The organism is Actinobaculum suis, assembly GCF_900102025.1.
Taxonomy (GTDB): domain Bacteria; phylum Actinomycetota; class Actinomycetes; order Actinomycetales; family Actinomycetaceae; genus Actinobaculum; species Actinobaculum suis.
The window spans coordinates 156,317-175,058 of record NZ_FNAU01000003.1; the positions used below are offsets into that span (position 1 = coordinate 156,317).

An 18,742-nucleotide genomic window follows, 5' to 3' on the forward strand; every position below is an offset into this window, starting at 1 on the left:
CGTCCGGTCTGCCGGATACCCCTTCGGGGAATAGTCCACCCCAGCCGGAATTGACATTTTTACAGCTAGAGGGTGGCCCCTTCGTGAGGTCAGCATTTGCCCTGTTCTTAAAGGTCGAAATGTGACTACGAGGAACCGAGGAAAACCGAATTGTCTTACGCATTTTCCATCCTCCCATTCACGGGTGCATGTGACCTTAACCTGGCCCGAGTCTGATCTCAAAAGATTCCGTCACCCTTGACGGCAATGACTCACAAGTCGTGCACCCAACGCGCTACGCGCCACCATTGTGACTTGCAACAATTATTTTACCGTTAGAGAACAGATTTTAACCCGACTTAGTTCTTTGTTACCAAACTGTTACCGCAGATTATTCAGAACCAACCCTCAACGTTAATTTCAGTTCGCCCGCCCATTCCACGTTCCTCCCTGGATAATGCGATGATGGGGAGGTGCGAGATTTACAATTTCTTCCGAAAACCCATCTGCATCTGCATTTCACTGGTTCGATGAGTGTGCCCACGCTGGCGAGTATGGCCCGCGAACAAGGGCGGCGTTTGCCGGAAAACCTCACGGACAATGTGGCCTTGCATGTGCCTGCTGATCAGCGGGGCTGGTTCCGTTTCCAGCGTTCGTACGACGCTGCCCGCGCAGTTGTTCGTTCCGAGGCGTCTATGCGGCGAATCGTACGCGAAGCAGCGGCCGCTGATGCAGCCGAAGGTTCGCGCCGGTTAGAAATCCAGATTGATCCCACGAGTTATGCGCCGTTCGTAGGCGGGATTACTCCGGCTTTGGAAATTGTGCTTGACGAAGCTAAAAAGGCGCAGGCCAGCACCGGCGTGGAGGTGGGAGTGATCGTGGCGGCTTCCCGCATCCGCCACCCGCTGGATGCGCGCACGCTCGCCCGTTTAGCTGCACGCTATGCCGGTGACGGACCGGGCGAAGTGATCGGTTTTGGTCTTTCTAATGATGAGCGGCGCGGCAATGTGGCCGATTGGGGCCCAGCCTTCCGAATTGCGGCCCGTGCGGGTTTGAAATCCGTCCCGCACAGTGGCGAATTGCGCGGCCCGCGGGCAATTCGGGAAACCATCGAATATTTACATCCGGACCGTTTGGGGCATGGCGTGCGCGCGGCGGAAGATCCTGCCCTCCTGGAGCAAATCGTGGCGGCCGGAATCAGTTTGGAAGTGTGCCCGGCATCGAACATTTCCCTCGGGGTGTACCCGGAAGAAGAGGCAGTACCGCTACGCACTTTGTACGACGCCGGAGCCGAGATCGCCCTGGGCGCCGACGATCCTCTCCTCTTCCTTTCCCGGCTCACTGACCAATACGAAATGGCACGGCGGCTAGGGTTTTCGGATCCGGAACTCGCGGAATTGGCGCGGCGTTCTATTCGGGCCAGCTTCGCTTCCGAAAACTCGAAACGCACCTGGTTGGCCGAGGTCGATGACTGGTTAAAAACGCCGCCAAATACTAAGCCTACCGAGGGCTAAACCCGCCGAAAGATACACCCACCGCAGCACCGAAAACTAGCAGTACAAGGCGTCCGGACTAGGCACCGTGCCACCGCAAGGCACCGCATTATTGCAACGGCTAGCTTTATTGTTGCAACGGCTAGCTTTGTGCGGTGAGCAATGGGCCGTGTAGGCCTTCGCCAATTATTTTGGCGTCCAACTTGCACCAGTTTCCGCTCGGCAAGTGCAGTGCCATTGTTCCTTCTTCTACCGCGACCGGTAAGTATTCGCCTACCGGTTGCCCGATCTTCCACCCCTCGGGAGCGGGTGAGGCGACCGGGTCCACATATTTCGCTTCGCCCGTGGCCGGTATTATCCACTGCACATCCCCACTGCCTTCCGAAAGCACGCTTTCGGTAACCACCAGGTATTCTGGGCTTGCTTTGGAACTACGCGCGGAGTTCAGGCCGAGATCATGCGGGGTTGCTACGAAACTACTTACGAAGTTCAGGCCGGCCAGTCTTTCATCCAGGGGAAGCTTTTCTCCACTGCTGGCGTCGAACTGCTGAAGCTTCTCCCCACGAGTTTTGGTTCCCGCCTCGTTTTCGGCGCTTCCGGCGGCATTTGCGGTATTCCCGGTAGGGCCTTGCGCGTCGACCGTGGCCACCACGGTGCCGTTCCAGAAAGCTAGATTCCCGCCGGAGTAGGAAAGACCATCGGCGATATGTTCACGTTCTCCGGTAGATAGTTGCAGGCGGTCCAGGTGGGTACCGTTAGCATCTGAATAGGCGAACCAGAACCAGTCACCAATAAATACCATCGCATCAGCGATATAGTTGCCTCTCTCCCCCGTATCCATGCTGGGTGCATCCACCAGTACTCGCGGCCCTTTCTCCAGCTGTTCTAGATCCCAAAGCTGGAGCCGCAGGGGACTAGCATTTTGTGGTTCCGTTTGCCAGGCCGTATCGGTAATCGCCAAGTAGCGCCCATCCCCGCGCGCGCCTACAATACTGCTCACACCTTCTAAGCTGTAAAGCGTGTGGTTTTCGTGCGCGCTATGCCAAACAACATCGCGCGGTGCCAGTTCGCTGGGTGGAGTATTTTGAGCCGCCGATTTTACTACAACCGCCCAGTCCCGTGGCAAAAACTATGACGCTCACCCACGCTATAAAACCGGTGTATTTCTTGCCCATGGGTAATCACACCTCTCTGTGTTGGGGCGGTCCTATCCCCCGACCCTGATGACAGCGTAACGCCGTCTGTAACCCACCGAGAAGAAAAATGCGATTTCGTTACGGAACTGTAACTGGTACGCCCGCCGCTTTATAGTTCCCCGCCGAGCACCACTGGTTCAGGTTCAAGATGAACACCGAAGCGAGCTTCTACGCCCGCCTGGATTTCGCGCGCCAGGGCGCGAATATCAGCAGCGGTGGCCTGGCCGCGATTGGTCAAGGCGAGAGTGTGGCGCGTGGATAGCCGGGCTTGCCCCTGCCCGTAGCCTTTGCCAAACCCGGCGTGTTCAATCAGCCAGGCCGCAGAAGTTTTCACGAGGCCCGGATGCACGGGGGCTCCGGTGTTGAAAGTAGTTTTTTCGGTGTCGTGGACTTCGTAACGCGGCGCTGTTTCCGGCAGTTTCGCGGCTTGTGCGGTGGTCATCACCGGGTTCGTGAAGAAACTGCCCAGCGAGTAGGTGTCGCGGTCGGCGTCGTCGAGCACCATGCCTTTCGCCCGGCGCACCTCTAGCACCGCGCTTCGCACCTCGCGCATTGGTACCCGTGCTCCTAGTTCAACACCCAGCGTGGTGGCTAGTTGCTGGTAGCGGATCGGTTCCGAAAGCGCGGAAATACCGGTTTGGAAATCAACGGCGAGCACGATGTAGCGCGGGCTGGGGCCCCACGTACGCAAGGTTTCTTTCAGGAGGGAGTTGCGGTACCCGAAGTTGAGATCAGCAGAAAAGAGGGTGCGGATGTTACCGGTGGCGCGGTCGTAGACTCGCACGCTGGCTACCACGGCCGCAACTTCTTGCCCGTATGCACCAATATTTTGCACGGGCGCCGCGCCCACCACACCGGGAATCCCCGAAAGCGCTTCCACTCCGGTCCATTCGCGTTTAATCGCTTCCACCACGAATTCATCCCAAGGAGTGCCGGGGAGCACACGGAAATTCGCGCCGGCGCAGGCATTAGCGCTTTGGAGCGTAATACCGCGGCGCATATCACGTACGACGACGCCGTTCCACGGAGCATCGTCGGCGAGCACATTGGAGCCACCCCCTAAAACCAGCACCGGGGTGCCCTGGGCATCGGCTTCGCGTACAGCTTCTACTACTTCCGCTTCGCTATGCGCCGCGCGGACTTCGTGCACCGGCCCGCCCACGCCAATCGTAGTGAGCTCGGCGAAAGTACGCGCACCGGGCCGGATTCGGGTAGATTGCACCGGCGGTACTAGCGGGGTTTGTGCCGCCTGCCCATCCGCGGCGTTCATTTCAGGTTCAGGAATTTCGCACGTCACACCGCCCAGCTTACTCGGTAGCGGGCTGGTTCTGGGGCACAAAAAAGTGGCGGCCTGCTCACTGTTGTTTGTGCGAGCAGTTCGCCACTTTACGGAACTCTGTGGTTCCAAGCTATATTGTTATTTCCGCCTGAACGGTGAAGTATTAGCGGGTTTCGCGGTGCGGCGTGGATGCGTTGCACCGGGCGCAGTACTTCTTCAGCTCCAGCCGATCCGGCGTATTGCGTCGGTTCTTCTTGGTGATGTAATTGCGCTCCTTGCAGTTGGTGCACGCAAGGGTGATCTTCGGGCGCACATCAGCAGACTTGCTCGCCATTTCCTTTGCTCCTCCGAGTTTTCCGACGACTTAGCGACTCTAAATCTTGAGTAGTAGCGGAGGCGGGGATTGAACCCGCGACCTCACGATTATGAGTCGTGCGCTCTGACCATCTGAGCTACCCCGCCGCGTATCACTGCTAGGCAGTGATGGAGCCCCGAGAGAGAATCGAACTCTCGACCTTTTCCTTACCATGGAAACGCTCTGCCGACTGAGCTATCGGGGCTAAGGGATGCTCGCACAAAAACCAGGATTAGCTCCTAGCTTCCGCGCTGGGTATCCCAGGCGCTTTCGCGTCCGTGGCGGGTGTAGGATTCGAACCTACGAAGCGTAACGCATCTGATTTACAGTCAGGTCCCTTTGGCCGCTCGGGAAACCCGCCATGTGCTCCGTACTCCCGGAGGCACCAGATGAGAGTACCAGGCCCTCCCCCACCCCTGTCAAACTATTTACCCCTTACGTGGCGAGCTACACTTTTTCGCAATCCCGGCCGCCGCCGGTCGGCCCGGCCCGGCGGCGCCACACGAGCTGACACAACGGTACAGCCCGGGCTTGCGCCCAACAGCATCCGGATCACCTCCGGCAATCACGCACGGGCTAACACACGGGCTTGTACCAAGTGGTGCCCGGGTTTACAGCCCGGGCACCACTTCGCGGCCTTGCCACCAACCCCTTAGAGCACGCACCTGCAGTCCTTAGAGCACGCACCTGCAGCCCTAGGGAAGGCCGCCACTGGCAACACACCCAACGTCGCAACAGGGCAAGCGCTCGCAGCCCTTAAGGAAGGTGCTTGCAGCCTTTAGGGCAAGCGCTTGATCCACTCTTCGGTGGAGAACTTGGTGCGGTAGCGCTCTTCCGCAATGGCGATATCTTCCGCGGTGATTTCACCCTCGGTAGCGCCGTAGCGTTCCTTGAAGGTTTCGATGAATACCTTGATGATCTCATCGCGGGGCATGCCGGTTTGGGATTTCATCGGATCAACACGCTTGTTGGCGGAGCGATGCCCACGGTTTTTCTTATTGGCATCGCCCATGTTCAACACGTCCATCATTTTGTCGGTGTCGATGTCATAAGCCATCGTGACGTGATGGACCATGTACCCGGTGGCGAAATGCTTCTGGGCTGCTCCCCCAATCTTGCCTTTATCAGAAGCAATATCGTTGAGCGGCACGTACTTGGCATTCACGCCCACGCGGGCAAGTGCTTCGATTACCCAGGCATCCAAGAACGGGTAGGACTGTTGGAAGCTCATGCCATCTACCAGGGCGGTGGGGACCACTAGCGAATAGGTGATGCAGTTACCCGGCTCCATAAACATGGTGCCACCACCGGTAATCCGCCGGCCGACCGTGATCCCCCACTTGTCCACCCCGGCCTGGTTTATCTCATTGGAATATGACTGGTACGAGCCCATCACCACGAGGGGCCGATCCCATTCCCAAATCCGCATGAAGGGCTTGTGTTTGCCCGCCGCTACGGCTTCGGGCAAGGTTTCGTCCATGGTCATATTGAGCACGGGATGGATGACCGGGGTGTGGATCACCTCGAAATCAATATCGTGCCAGTCCAGAGCTTGGCCCAAAGCGCGGCGTACTGCCGTGGCCACCCCGAGCGGGGTGAGGCCAAAGAGATTATCGGAAGGTAAAACCGCGGCCTGCACGGCTTCTTGGATACCCACCGAATTGGTGTCCGCCGGGAGCCCTTCCACCGCTGCGGTAATCCGCCACAGTGCCGAATCCGGTTCCAGGAAGAAATCTCCCGAAATCCTCACATTGCGCATGTGGCCATCGATCACATCCAGATCGACGATCACCATCTTTTGACCGAGCTCTTTATACTCGCCATGCATTAGAAAACCTTTCCATCATTATTTTTCGCCGCGCGCGATGGCCGTCATGGTTTCGCGGTCCACAACCTTGGTGCGGGCCCGCCCCTTCGCTTCGCCCAACTGCGCTTCGTACGCATCAAGTTTTTCCCACCCTTCCCGGGTGGTCCAGCGAACGCCACGCTTGCGAAGCAGATTGAGAATACCCTCACCTCCGTCTCCGGCGCCCGTAGCCTTCACCTTGCCCGCCTCGATATCTTCCGTGAGGCAAGTGATGGTTTCCTTCGCATCCGATTTGGTGGAACCAATCAATCCCACCGGGCCGCGCTTCACCCACCCGGTCACGTAGTAGCCAGGCAGGGCAGCGCCGTCGTGCATGATCCGCCCCGCCGCGTTGGGAATAACCTTTTCTGTTTCATCCCAGGGCAGGCCCGGAACCTGCGCGGAAGCATAGCCAATCGCCCGGTAAACCGCTTGTACCGGATAGTCCACAAATTCCCCGGTGCCTGTTACTTGGCCATCGCCGCGCAAACGGTTTTTCTCCACCCGGATTCCTTCTACCTTGCCGTCCCCGTAGATCTCCGTGGGAGCGGAAAGCAAGTGGATAATTACCTGGCGCGGCGCTTCGCTCTCTGCCGGTTCGGCTTGCACCAACTTTTCGAGTTCTTCTACGACCTGCCGCTGCATGCGATCTGTTTCGACCGTCTTCGTAGAGGCGGCGTCGTGCTGCATATCTTCCGGTGCTACCCGCACCTCCACTCCGTTACAAGCCGCTAATTCGCGCAATTCCTGGAGTGAGAACTTGACCTGCGCAGGCCCGCGCCGGCCAAAAATATGTATCTTACGCACCTGGTTTTCCTGCAACCCAGCTTCCACATTCGGCGGGATATCCGTGCTTTCCAGGGCTTGCGGATCTTTCACTAACATGCGTGTAATATCCAGGGCCACATTGCCGACGCCGACAACCGCGATTTCTTGAGCGGAAAGGTCCCAGGTGCGCGGGTGGTCCGGGTGGCCGTCATACCAGGACACAAAGTCCGCGCCGCCCATGCTCCCCGGCAGGTCCTCGCCCGGGATTCCCAAGCTGCGGTCAGCATTAGCACCCGTGGCTACAATCACCGCGTCATAGTGTTCATGCAGTTCCGCCACGGTTACGTGTTCGCCGATTTTCACGTTGCCAAAGAAGCGGAGATTATCCTGCTTGAGCACGTTGTGAAGCGCATTGGTAATGGAGCGGATATACGGGTGGTCTGGGGCCACCCCATACCGCACCAGGCCATACGGAGCAGGGAGCTCATCAAAAATATCAATGCTCACCTTATGTTCCGTTTTTAGCAAAAGATCGGCCGCGTAAATTCCGGCCGGCCCAGCGCCGATAATGGCCACCTGAAGTGAATCACTCATGTTTTCCTTTCCTTGTTTTCCTTCCCCGATTCTACGAAAGCTCAGCTTTCTGCACAGTTTCTCTCGCCTGGTAAAAACCGCCGGTGCGGCAGCCCAGCTTGTGCGACAGCCCAGCTTGTGCGACAGCCCAGCTTGTGCGACAGCCCAGCTTGTGCGGCAGTCCGGCTGGCGCACGCCTCGCCGCCACACCGCCGCCCGCCTATATGCGTTGCGGGCCCGCACTCGGATCCCTATGTACGTGCGTTATTGCGCTGTACATGAGTAATCGTTATGAGTGCGGGCCCGCAATTAGAGTTTTGTTTAGGCCTGCGTTACGGTATCGAGGCGAATAATGCCATAAGTCCAGCCGTGGCGGCGGTATACCGCGCAAGGCTGCTTGGTTTCCTTATCGATGAAGATGAAGAAGGGGTGCCCCACCATCTCCATCTGGTACAAAGCCTCATCTACCGTGATTGGTTCGGCCTCATAAAGCTTATCTCGCACGATCACCGGCGAATCGCCAAGCTGACTTTCCACCGTTTCTCCCAAATGGGTAGGTGCGTGGCGTGCTTCTTCCGGGTGTTCCTCTTCCGCATCCGGTTTCACGTTCACATCTTCCGGACGCAGATTCAGCGGCTCGACTTCCTGGGGCTTACCACCCCGGCGATGGTCCTTCTTCCGATCGCGAGCGCGCCGTAAGCGTTCAAAAAGCTTGGAGGATGCCAGATCAAGCGCTGAATATTGATCCGCCGCTGAGGCTTCGCCGCGAATTACCGGCCCTTTGTCATGTACGGTAATCTCTACCGTTTTGGCGGTATCGGCTTGGGCGGGATTGTTTTCCTTGGTTATTACCACTTCAACGCGTTGTGCTCGTGGTGCAAACAGTTCAACCTTTGAAAGCTTATTTTCAACATGTTCGCGGAAGCGATCCGAAACTTCACTGTTTCTGCCTGTAACAACGATTTCCACGATATCCTCCTGGTTTTCGAGTGGCCATGCGGCCCCTTTTTCTTTCCGCTTCTCAGGCGTTAGGGAGATGTACACCTCCTCACTTTCCAGGACGTTCAGGTTCCCGTAACTTTCGGGTTGCCTTAATTGTAGGCGATATCACCTGCTGGTGCGATTAGTTTTACGCCGCCACCAGCGTAATTACTGTTTTGACAAAGATACTAAGTGTGCTACTTAGGCTGCTGCCTGTGGAAGTATTTCTGCCGGCGCGGATCCGGAGCTACCGCTAACGTGATAGCCCCTACTACCTCCAGTTTTAGGTGCGGAGTGTTGCGGTAGGTTTCCAGTGCGTCCGCACACCCGGCTAAAGTTGCTCCGGTAGTTACCACGTCATCTATCAGTACGACGCCGTACCGGCCATTTTTCTTCGGGGTATCTTGCTTACCGGCGAGCTTGAGGCTGAGCCGGGCCAGGTGGTTTTCCCGCACATAAATATTTCGGGCTTTGGCACCGCGCCGGCCCACGGATTGCGGGCCGCGCGCCGAGCTGGCAGCAAATAAGGCCGGGATTGCTTCGGCCAGCCGGCCCCATTTCATTGCCGGGCCCCGCTGCAAGGCAGTAACGGGCCCGGGCAAGATACGGCTTTGGGCAGATACCTGAGTTTGGGCAGGTAGCTGAGTTTGCGCGTGCGGGACGGTCTGGGTTTTCCGCCGGGTACGAGCCAGTAGCTGGGATTGGGCTAGCACTTGGCAACTTGCGGCGGAAACGGCCAGGGTTTTGGCGCTCTGGGTGGCGGCTTCGGCCAGTAGGCCGGCAACGAATCTGCCTTCGAAGGTACGGCGCCACCGGGAAGGTGCGGGCACAAACAATATCGGCCCGGCCGGGTTTGCGCTTGCCGGGGCCGGGGCGGCCAAAGCCGGGTCTGCCAAAGCCAGGTCTGCCAAAGCCGGGTCTGCCAAAGCCAGGTCTGCCGGGCCGGTTGTAAACTGCTCTGGCGGTTCCGGGGTGTTTCCGGCCGGCGTATCTGCCCGGCCGCTCCCCGGGCGCGGTGCAAGTTTCATTTCGGCCAGGAATTTGGGCAGGTGGCGCTGGCATATCCCGGCGAAAACCGCGGCCATGGCAGCGTGCAGGCGGGAGTCGTTCGTGTTTTTCCAGCGGATGATGGCGCGGCGGGCCCGGCCCGTATATTCTGCCGCGGCAAAAACCGGAAATCTTTCCGCGATATCACCATTGGCTTCCACGCGCATGAGGTAGGGCGCGCGTTCGGTAGCTCGAATTGGGCCGTCCATGAAACTTTCTTGGCAGGCTCGGCACAGGGTTTCGTCTTCTGCCCCGCAGCCGGCACACCAGCGGGGAAAGAAGAGGTCTGCGATATCTTCGAAAATTGCCATGCGGCTACTGTGCCAGGGCACAGGTTGCCCGCCAAGCTCGCATCCACAGCCCACCGCAGAGCCGTTTCCACAGACCGGCAGATACGTATTTTCCCAGCCGGCAAGGGCTGGTTTTCCAGATAGCCGGGGCCTGCCGGTACTGCATTTCGTACCGCCTATGCGGCTTATGCATTTCCCAGGCCAGCTGGAGCCACCCGCTTATCCGGGGTAGGCGATGTCTTCTACGCCTGTGGCGATGGTGCGCCAGGCTCCCGCGTTGCGAGAAACCGCGATTCCCCCTTCGGTTATGAGTGTGACAGACTGCCCTGACCGCCCGGCGGTGAGCCGGGCGGCGCCGTCGTACACGGTGGCGAGGCGAGTCATTGGACCGCCGATCAGCACCTGGTAGATGGAGGTATCGGCACCGGCAGAAGCGCGGCCGAGCACCGCAAGTTCGGTGGAAGAGATCCACGCGATCGAATTAGCATCGGATAGTCTTTGCCCCACTTGGATGGGCTCTCCAAGGGCCTTTGGAGTATGCGAATCGTCGCGCGTGATTGCCGCAATGTAGAGCATCATGGTGCCGGCGCTTTCGGCAAGGACGGCGAGGCGCGAACCTTCTCGGGATACCCGCAAGTCACGGATGGTGGCGCCTTTTAGCCAGGCGCTTGGGAGGGACACCCAGCGGCCGTCAGCGGTGGCAACTTCCAGGTTGCCCCTATTGGTCTGTTCGCTGGACCACACCCAGTTGTAATGGTCAATAGAAGGGGCTACGAGCCGATTACCGGTAAACACGGATACCACGCCGCGGGTTTTACTGTCTACGATGTCGATCGTTTGCCCGCCGCGCGAAAGCCCCGCATAGATAGGTTTGGAATCTTCGTAGGAGACGGCGATTCTCTCAAAATCGACCATCTGTTCCAGCTCGGGGGAAAGCGCGGAAATCGTGCGATCCTTTTCCACATAGCGAGGTTTGCCCTTCTGGAGAGTGGTTATCGGATAGCTGCCAAAGGGAAAAACTTCCGGGCGGGGAATCGTTCCCACATCGAGTTCCATACCCATGGCAGTTACCTTCACCGCCTGGATTTCCGAATCCGCTGCGGTAAGCGTTTCTTGGATTTGGGCGACGGCTAAGGCCTGGTTGGAGATCGATTCGGTAAGGATTTCCGCGGTTAGATCCACCGTCATCGTAGTGTCTTTTACGGTAGGTGCACCATTGAGTTGGGTGCCGCGCGGGATCGCCGAATGGGCAGCATCTTTCAGCCATCCTGTGGGACCGGCAAACAGGCCCTGCAGTGCCGAAGTGGTGAAAGTAGCACGCGGATACCAACGCAAATCTGCAATCGCATAGTGAGAGGTACGGTCGAGGAAATACAGCGGCGTGGCCACAAAACTTTGCGAAAAGAAATGCTCAGACATAATCGTGCCGTCGTCGAGCCGGGAAATCCGCCACTGCCCGTCCGCGTTGCGCTCCAGACCGAACTCGCTATTGATCACCGCGTCTACGGAAGATTCCTGGTATTGGCCATTTTCCGTTAAGGTTCCCACCGAGGTGAGAGACAATTTCACCGTAGCGGTACTCACCTCCCCGGAGTTTTCTGCGGGCGCGCTGCTTTTGTCCCCTTTATCACCAGGGGTATCCCCCGCGTTATTGCTGGTTTTCACACCTGCCTCACCGCCGGTTTTTACGCCTGCTACCTCACCACCGGTTTTTACGCCTGGGTTATCAGCTGACGCAGCTTCGGACTGGGCAGCATCCGCATTTCCAGCGCTCGGCTGGGCGGCGCCCGACTGTGCGGCACCAGACTGCGCGGCACCAGGCTGGGCAGCACCAGGCTGGGCAGCATCAGGCTGGGCAGCACCAGGCTGCGCGCTAGTACCTTTAACTTCGGTGGGGTCTACGTTCTGGTTATCCGGGTATACCCGCACTTGGCTACGCGGATTCCAGTGCGAAGCTGCATCATCGGTCAAGAACTGCCGGGCTACCGCGTATTCGCCATCCGTTCCCGCACCAGCCGCGAGGATAAAGCCTTGCACTATTTCTTCCGGGGAGGCATCGGTTACCGGCGGGGCTGCCCCCAGGGAGACGGAACTATCCTGCGTAGGCGAAGGGCTAACCACTTCTACGCTGCCACTGCGCGGCAAGGTACCACATCCGGTCAAAGCCAAAGCGCTTACCACGAGTACGCCAAGCAGGCGTTTCATTCTTCCTCCCTCCGATCCGGAGCCGGACCGCGTACCGCATCCTGCCGGCCAGCTTCCGGCGCGGCCTGTTTGGGTGCCACTCCTCCCGGCGCGGCCTGTTCAGGTGCCATCCCTTCAGGCGGCAGGGCTTCCAAGAGAAGGACCGATGCCGGGGCCTGCGGTGCCGAGGCCGGAGCTTGCGGTGCCGATGCCGGGGCCTGCGGTGCCGGGGCCGGCTCCGGTAGCGGGGCCCCATAAATCTCGCCCGCGGGGGCCGGCCAGGGCTCAGCGGCCGCGACCTGCAGTTCTAACACGGGCGCCCAACTGGCGTGCTGTTCGCGGGGCACGGTGAGCAAGAAAGTGGACCCCACGCCCGGTTCCCCAATTGCTTGCAAGCGGCCATTATGTAAAAGCGCATCTTCCCGGGCGATAGTTAGGCCCAGGCCCGTGCCGCCCGATTTGCGGACCCGGGAAGTATCGGCCCGCCAGAAACGGTCAAAAACGTGGCTGGCTTGTTCTTTTGAAAGCCCAATGCCACGATCCGAAACTTCTACGGCTACCGCCGTGGGCCCACCGGCCACGCGTACCCGCACCGGGCCGCCTTCCGCGTGTTCAATCGCGTTGACCACCAGGTTGCGAATAATACGTTCAATGCGCCGCGCATCCACCTTCGCGTGCGGATCGCCTTCTTCCACAATCTGCACCCGCACCCCATTGTCAATGGCGAGCGGGACTTGCGATTCCACCACCTTGCGGGCAATTTCCGTAAGGTTTGCCCGGGTTGCGCTCAGTTTCATGCCACCGGCGTCGTACCGGGATATCTCCAACAGATCCGAAAGCATCGTATCGAGGTTAATAAGCTGGTCGTGTTGGAGTTCGGCGGTGCGCCGCAAGCTATCTGGCAGTTCGTGGCGTTTATCGTAAATAAGCTGGCCGGCCATGCGGATCGTGGTGACGGGCGTACGTAGTTCGTGGGAAACTGCGGAAACAAAGTTTTGTTGCACGCGCGAAAGCCGTTCCAAACGGGTGAACTGGTCGTCGATAGATTCTGCCATCTGGTTGAAAGAACGGCCCAGTTGCGCGATTTCGTCTTCCCCTTCTTCCGGCATTCGCACGTCAAAGACGCCGGCCGCCACGCGCCGCGCGTTTTGCGAAGCTTCTCGCACCGGGCGCAATACGAAACGCACCACTACCACGCAGGAGATCAGCACAATAAGTAGCATTACCACGGTCGCGGTAGTGAGAATCCGCGTGACCATGCGGGCCGTATCTTCCTGGTTTTGCAAAGAATAGAGAATATAAAACTCGTAGTTACCAGCATTGGGCAGGCGTACGGGAGCCCCAACCACGATTCCCGGCGAGCTTTCCCCCTTTTCCCCCGGTTTTGGAATCGCCACCGGCTGGTAGTACACACCATCGCCTTTCGGTACGGAAGTGCGCATTTCTTTGCTGATTAGTTCGCCGATTGCGGGTGCCTGAGTGGCAACTTCCGCCACTTCGTAAGTACCGGTAGTTTGCCCCGGGGTACGTAAAAGTGCCGCGCCGACGACGCCGATCTGCGCGTCGTACTGGGAGCGGACCAAAGCGGTGGCGATTTGCTGGAGTTGCCCCGAGGTGGGCGCCGATTGCGCATCAAAAGTAGATTGGGCCTGCGCGCGTGTGGATTCGAATTGTTCCGTGGAAGATTTTACCGCGCCGCTATATAAACGGTCTCGGGTTTGGTTGGCAACGGCCGCACCGGTTAAAGCTGCCGTCAAGCCTCCCACGAGCAATACTGTGACCACCACGCGGGCGATCATACTTCCGCGCCAATGTTCGGCAAGCTCCAGTAGGATTCGGCGTACTCGGCTTCCAAATCCGGAGTACACGCCGGAATCAGTGAATACGCGGATCACCGGGCCTCTGCCCTCGCGGAGTTTTGGTTACTATCCTGCACAGACCCGGCCCGGTATCCCACCCCGCGCACAGTAATCACCACCTGCGGATGGTCCGGATCTTTTTCCACCTTGGAACGCAAACGTTGGATATGCACGTTGACCAGGCGTGTATCAGCATTCTGATGCCGGTAACCCCAAACCTGTTCGAGCAGTTCCTCGCGTGAAAACACCTGGTAGGGCTTGCGCGCCATGCAGGCCAAAAGATCAAATTCGAGCGGAGTGAGCCGCAAATCTTCGCCATCGCGGAGCACCTGGTGAGCACGCAGATCAATGGTGAGGTCCGCAACGCGCAAAATATCGGCTTCGGGTTCCTGGCGCCGCAGACGCGCTTTAATACGTGCCAAAAGCACCGCGTTTTCGAAAGGCTTGGTCACGTAATCGTCGGCGCCAGCTTCCAGCCCGGCAATCACATCCACCGAATCAGTAAGCGCGCTCATCATAATGATGGGTACATCGGATTCTTCCCGCAGTTGCTTGGCTACTTCCACCCCGCTCAGCCCTGGCAACATCACATCCAAGAGCACAAGGTCGGGATGTTCGGCACGGAAAATCGGGAGCACATTATTGCCTGCGGCACACACTGTTACCGCATAGCCTTCCGATTCCAGCAAAATGGCCACCATTTCCGAAATGCCCGGATCATCATCAACCACGAGAATGCGCGTACTCATAAACCTATCTTTTCATGAAATTCGCACTTTTTCTCCGGACCGCGCCGCACTGCACCGCGCGTGGCCGCGCGACGTATCTACTTGCGGCCCTTGCGGCCTTTTTTCCAGGCTTCCATAATTCCCGGAGCACGTTCCGCTGCATTTTCGGGTGTGCTTCCCGGTTCTCGTTCCGGAGTAATCTCCCGTACACTTTCTCGTGTTTTTTCCCGTGTATTTTCCCGTGCACTTTCTGGTGCGCTCGGGGCACTAGTGGCACTATTTCCGGAACCAGCGGTGGAGGCAGAATATGGCGCCCTGCCCGCGCGCAGCCCCGAACCGGGTTCTGGCGTGCTGGCAGCCACCGGCGCGGAAGCAGATTCGGGAGCAGAAACGGCGTCGGGCACCACCCGCAGATTCGGGCGGCGGCGTTCGTTGCCGTAACCAGTTTTCCAATTGGGCACATCGCTGGCCCGGCGCGCACGCCTATCGGCCTGTTCGGGAGCGGGAGCTTCGCGCTGCGAAGTTTCCCGGATGGCATCCGCCAGCGCCATAAGGTCAGATTCGGAAGGCGGGGCCGGTTCAAATTCGGTGCGCAAACGAATCATCTGCCACCCGCGCGGTACCGTTACGGCTTCTGCGTGCCGCGCGCACAAGTCAAGACCGCCCGGAGTCGGCTTTGGAGAGAGCGGTCCAATCACGGCGGTCGCATCCGCATACCCATAGGTCATGGTTGCAACCGCTGCATTCTCGCATCCCACTCGGGAGCACTTCCGTACGTGGCTCACGCCAAGCAACGGTACCACGGCTGGCGCGGCTCGCCCGCGGACAAACCGCCCGCCCAGCACACAAACCGCCTGCCACCCAAAGACCAACCGCCCGCCACTCAGAGACAAACCTCCCGCATAGAAAACAAACCGCCCGCCCAGCACACAAACCGCCCGCACGGCGGTTCGCGAAGCCGCGGCCGCGGCACAGCTAGGATGGGCGGCATGTCAGAAATCTTTCCGCTCCGCTCCCAAGGCCGGCGGCGCGATCGGCACGGGCGCGGGATCCGCGGCCCCTTCCTACCTTTCACTTTGCCGGCCTGGCGTACCCGGGCGGAAAAGTTCGACGACGTTATCGCCTACGAACTTGCCACTTACCGCATGGTGCTCGGGGAAAAAATGGACGGCCTGGATTTTGGGATCCTCGACGTGCCGAGCGAAGATCCGGCCCCTTGGGAAGACGGGATTCCCCTCGCCCGCTATCTACCTTTTGAGCCAGGCGGGGAAATCACCGGACGGCTTATTTTCTATCGGCTCGCTATTTTGCAAAGCGCCCGCCGCGCCCCCGACTGCCACCTCTTCATTCATCAAGTAGTAACGCAGCAACTTGCCAGCGCCCTGGGCGAATTTCCCGAGGATATCGACTTCCTCCTGCGCTAAAAAGCCGCGCTGCGCTGATCCCTAACGAAGCACCTTTATGGGAGAATAAGAACTATCGGCCACCATTTCAAAGGAGAATCTTATGGCAAAGAAAATTATCCTCGACTGCGATCCCGGGCATGATGATGCGATTGCGCTCATGCTTGCGGCCGGAAATCCGGAAATTGAATTGCTCGCGGTAACCACGATTGGCGGCAACGCGGAACTGCATCGCACCACGCGCAACGCCCAAGGCGTGATGGCCATGGCACAAATCACGGATGTGCCGATTGCGGCCGGATGTGCCGGCCCACTCCTGCGCAATATTGAAATTGCCCCCGATGTACACGGCGAATCCGGGCTAGACGGCGTCGAACTTCCCGCACCTCTCACGGAACTGGACCCGCGCCACGGCGTCGACCTCATTATTGACACGATTATGGAAAACGAACCGGGCACCGTAACCCTGGTACCCACCGGGCCGCTAACCAATATTGCGATGGCGCTCCGCAAGGAACCGCGCATTATCGACCGCGTGAAAGAAGTCGTGCTCATGGGCGGCGGCGTGCACGTGGGGAACTGGTCGGCCGTAGCGGAGTTCAATATCAAGGTTGATCCGGAAGCAGCTGCGGTAGTGTTCGACGCCGGTTGGAAGGTGACCATGATCGGCTTGGACGTAACCCATAAGGCACTGGCAACCGATGAAGTATGTGCACGGATCCGCGCTTTGGATACGCCACTATCCGAGTTTGTGCTCGGGCTTTTCGATTTCTTCCGGCAGGCCTACAAAGATTCCCAAGGTTTCGACTACCCGCCCGTGCATGATCCGGTAGCCGTCGCCGCCGTGATTGACCCGAGCGTGGTGACCACGGTGAAGGCCCCGATTCATGTGGAAACCAAAGGTGAGCATACTCTTGGCATGACGGTAACCGAACTGCGTTACGGCCACATTCCAGAAGACTGCCCCACCCAGGCAGCAATGGACCTGGACTTCGACAAGTTCTGGGATATGACCATTGATGCAATCGATCGGCTGGGCCAGAAAACCGCGGCCAACTAAGCTCGGCGCGCGCTCGCGGCCGGTGGCTCAAACCGGTGTCTAAAGCCGGCGCTCGCGGCTGGTGGCTCAAACCGGTGTCTAAAGCCGGCGCTCGTGCCCGCACCCGCAGCCGCCCGCTAAAGCCTCACATGTAGACGGTTTGTTCATCGTCCGCTGTTTGTTGCTTTATAGCGTCGTTTCTCTATCGCCATGCCCGGGTACAGATTTTCTTGCCCGGGCATGGCGTATATCCGCTTTTGCACCGGCAATGGCACGAGCATTCGCACCGACATTAGCACCGGCATTTGCACCGGCTTCTATGCCCACTTCTAGATCTACACACCTATATACGTATAAAACAAAGAGGTTTCTCGTGCCCACATCTTCCTCCGCATCTTCCACGCCACGTTCACCGCAAGACCACATGCCTGGCGCTCCGCAAGAATTCGCAACCAATTCGGCAACCGGCGCTACTTCGGCGCCATCCCCCTCGGCGCCGGCCCCTTCGGTGCCAGCACCCTCGGTACCGGTGCAAATACCGGAACAATCTCTTCCGACTATCCGGGAAGCGCTACGAGCCTTGCTCCCGGCAGATACTGACACTCGGTCGCAAGTAGCGGTTACCGAACCGGCGGGCGGGAGAGGCAGCCAGGTGTGCGTGGTTGGTTCTGCGAATGCAGATTTGACAATTCAGACGGATCGTTTGCCGCGCCCGGGTGAAACCGTGCATGGTTCTCCCCTGCAAATTCTGCCCGGCGGTAAGTCTGCCAATCAGGCGGTGCAAGCTTCGCGTTTGGGGGCACCCGTGGCTTTCGTGGGTGCTTTGGGGAGCGACCCGAATGGCGATTTACTGCGGGATTCTTTGACCGCATCCGGTGTGGATTTGACGGCTTGCGCAAAACTTGATGCGCCTACCGGGTGTGCGGTAATCACGGTTGATAGCCAGGCAGAAAATACGATCGTGATCAGCCCTGGCACGAACGCGGAAGTAACCGCAGCTTTTGTGGAAGAGCAAGCGGCGGCCATAACCGGCGCCGCCGTTTTGGGTTTGTGTTTTGAAATCCCCATGGAAGGCACGATTGCGGCCGCAAAAATCGCCCGGGAAGCGGGAACTACCGTGTTCCTCAACCCCTCTCCTTTTGAAACCGTGCCCGCGGAACTTTTGGAACTCACCGATGTGCTCGTGGTCAATGAAGGTGAACTGGCAAGTATGCTCGGCTGGGAACAGGCGGCGGATACCGCGAATACGGCGGCTACAGCAGGTGCGGCAGATCCAGCGGCTACGGCAGATACAGTAGCCGGCGCAAATGCGGCAGATACGAAAACCCGCGCGGCGGCCGCCGCCGGGCAAACTTCCGCGCCGGCGGGCGCGCTGGCCGCGAGTTTAGGCCAGATTGCCACTAGCGCGCAGGCGCGCGAACACGTGGGCAAGGCCCTGGCCGAACGCGGCCTACACCGGGTGATCGTGACTTTGGGTTCCCAAGGTTCGGTAGTGTTTGCGGGCACCGCGACGGTAGTCCCGGCCATGCGAGCCGCCGCTGTAGACACCACTGGATGTGGGGATTCCTACTTTGGGAGTCTGCTCGCTTTGCACGCGGCCGGTGTGCCCTTAGAACAGGCTGCCCTCGCCGCTAGTTTCATATCCGCGGTGGCCGCCACTAGCCTAGGTGCCCAAGCTAGCTACGCCACCGGCATGGAGCTGCACACACTGTTGCAGTAGCA

General features: G+C 59.0%; 15 protein-coding genes and 3 tRNA genes. 4 read left to right on the top strand and 14 right to left on the bottom strand.

Features of this window, described 5'->3' with window-relative positions:
• The first annotated feature begins 452 nt into the window (after window positions 1–452).
• Window positions 453–1,493, top strand: a complete 1,041-nt coding sequence (locus BLT47_RS02915) for an adenosine deaminase (protein ID WP_074661410.1) — start codon at window positions 453–455, stop codon at window positions 1,491–1,493.
• A 121-nt stretch (window positions 1,494–1,614) separates the two neighbouring features.
• Here the strand turns inward: BLT47_RS02915 and BLT47_RS02920 are convergent, their stop codons facing one another.
• The 14 genes from BLT47_RS02920 to BLT47_RS09665 all read right to left on the bottom strand — a co-directional run bounded on the left by BLT47_RS02920 (window position 1,615) and on the right by BLT47_RS09665 (window position 15,522).
• Window positions 1,615–2,472 (bottom strand): hypothetical protein, encoded by an 858-nt coding sequence (locus BLT47_RS02920; RefSeq protein ID WP_074661414.1) that lies wholly within the window; start codon window positions 2,470–2,472, stop codon window positions 1,615–1,617.
• Window positions 2,473–2,777: 305 nt separating this feature from the next.
• Window positions 2,778–3,965 carry a UDP-N-acetylmuramate dehydrogenase gene (locus BLT47_RS02925; protein ID WP_256332506.1) on the bottom strand — a complete coding sequence of 396 codons (1,188 nt, stop codon included), beginning with the start codon at window positions 3,963–3,965 and terminating at the stop codon, window positions 2,778–2,780.
• A 145-nt stretch (window positions 3,966–4,110) separates the two neighbouring features.
• Complete coding sequence (rpmG, locus tag BLT47_RS02930; protein ID WP_049619935.1) at window positions 4,111–4,281, bottom strand: 50S ribosomal protein L33; 171 nt, start codon at window positions 4,279–4,281, stop codon at window positions 4,111–4,113.
• 54 nt (window positions 4,282–4,335) lie between these two features.
• Window positions 4,336–4,409, bottom strand: a tRNA-Met gene (locus BLT47_RS02935).
• 22 nt (window positions 4,410–4,431) lie between these two features.
• Window positions 4,432–4,507: transfer RNA gene (locus BLT47_RS02940), tRNA-Thr, on the bottom strand.
• 74 nt (window positions 4,508–4,581) lie between these two features.
• A tRNA-Tyr gene (locus tag BLT47_RS02945) sits at window positions 4,582–4,663 on the bottom strand.
• Between the two features lie 417 nt (window positions 4,664–5,080).
• Entirely contained in the window at window positions 5,081–6,130 is a 1,050-nt protein-coding gene (locus BLT47_RS02950) for a lipoate-protein ligase small subunit (protein WP_074661421.1), read from the bottom strand.
• A gap of 18 nt (window positions 6,131–6,148) precedes the next feature.
• Window positions 6,149–7,510: an FAD-dependent oxidoreductase gene (locus tag BLT47_RS02955; RefSeq protein ID WP_074661425.1), complete on the bottom strand. Its 1,362-nt coding sequence runs from the start codon at window positions 7,508–7,510 to the stop codon at window positions 6,149–6,151.
• A gap of 300 nt (window positions 7,511–7,810) precedes the next feature.
• Complete coding sequence (hpf, locus tag BLT47_RS02960) at window positions 7,811–8,458, bottom strand: ribosome hibernation-promoting factor, HPF/YfiA family (protein WP_049619947.1); 648 nt, start codon at window positions 8,456–8,458, stop codon at window positions 7,811–7,813.
• A 209-nt stretch (window positions 8,459–8,667) separates the two neighbouring features.
• Window positions 8,668–9,828, bottom strand: coding sequence for a hypothetical protein (locus BLT47_RS09290; RefSeq protein ID WP_049619932.1), 1,161 nt, complete (start codon window positions 9,826–9,828; stop codon window positions 8,668–8,670).
• A 198-nt stretch (window positions 9,829–10,026) separates the two neighbouring features.
• Entirely contained in the window at window positions 10,027–12,012 is a 1,986-nt protein-coding gene (locus BLT47_RS02970) for an LpqB family beta-propeller domain-containing protein (protein ID WP_074661429.1), read from the bottom strand.
• Window positions 12,009–13,790, bottom strand: a complete 1,782-nt coding sequence (gene mtrB / locus BLT47_RS02975; protein WP_256332508.1) for an MtrAB system histidine kinase MtrB — start codon at window positions 13,788–13,790, stop codon at window positions 12,009–12,011. The genes BLT47_RS02970 and mtrB overlap by 4 nt, the downstream gene beginning before the upstream one ends.
• A 92-nt stretch (window positions 13,791–13,882) precedes the next feature.
• Window positions 13,883–14,599, bottom strand: a complete 717-nt coding sequence (gene mtrA / locus BLT47_RS02980) for an MtrAB system response regulator MtrA (RefSeq protein ID WP_049619945.1) — start codon at window positions 14,597–14,599, stop codon at window positions 13,883–13,885.
• Window positions 14,600–14,676: 77 nt separating this feature from the next.
• Window positions 14,677–15,522 (bottom strand): DUF3499 domain-containing protein, encoded by an 846-nt coding sequence (locus tag BLT47_RS09665; protein ID WP_320753513.1) that lies wholly within the window; start codon window positions 15,520–15,522, stop codon window positions 14,677–14,679.
• A gap of 45 nt (window positions 15,523–15,567) precedes the next feature.
• Between BLT47_RS09665 and BLT47_RS02990 the strand changes: the two genes are divergently transcribed.
• The 3 genes from BLT47_RS02990 (at window position 15,568) to BLT47_RS03005 (ending at window position 18,740) form a co-directional block, all read left to right on the top strand.
• Window positions 15,568–16,002, top strand: coding sequence for a metallopeptidase family protein (locus BLT47_RS02990; RefSeq protein WP_049619930.1), 435 nt, complete (start codon window positions 15,568–15,570; stop codon window positions 16,000–16,002).
• Between the two features lie 82 nt (window positions 16,003–16,084).
• Window positions 16,085–17,041: a uridine-preferring nucleoside hydrolase UriH gene (gene uriH / locus BLT47_RS02995; RefSeq protein ID WP_049619929.1), complete on the top strand. Its 957-nt coding sequence runs from the start codon at window positions 16,085–16,087 to the stop codon at window positions 17,039–17,041.
• 352 nt (window positions 17,042–17,393) lie between these two features.
• Window positions 17,394–18,740: a ribokinase gene (locus BLT47_RS03005; protein WP_218122533.1), complete on the top strand. Its 1,347-nt coding sequence runs from the start codon at window positions 17,394–17,396 to the stop codon at window positions 18,738–18,740.
• The last annotated feature ends 2 nt before the right edge of the window (window positions 18,741–18,742 follow it).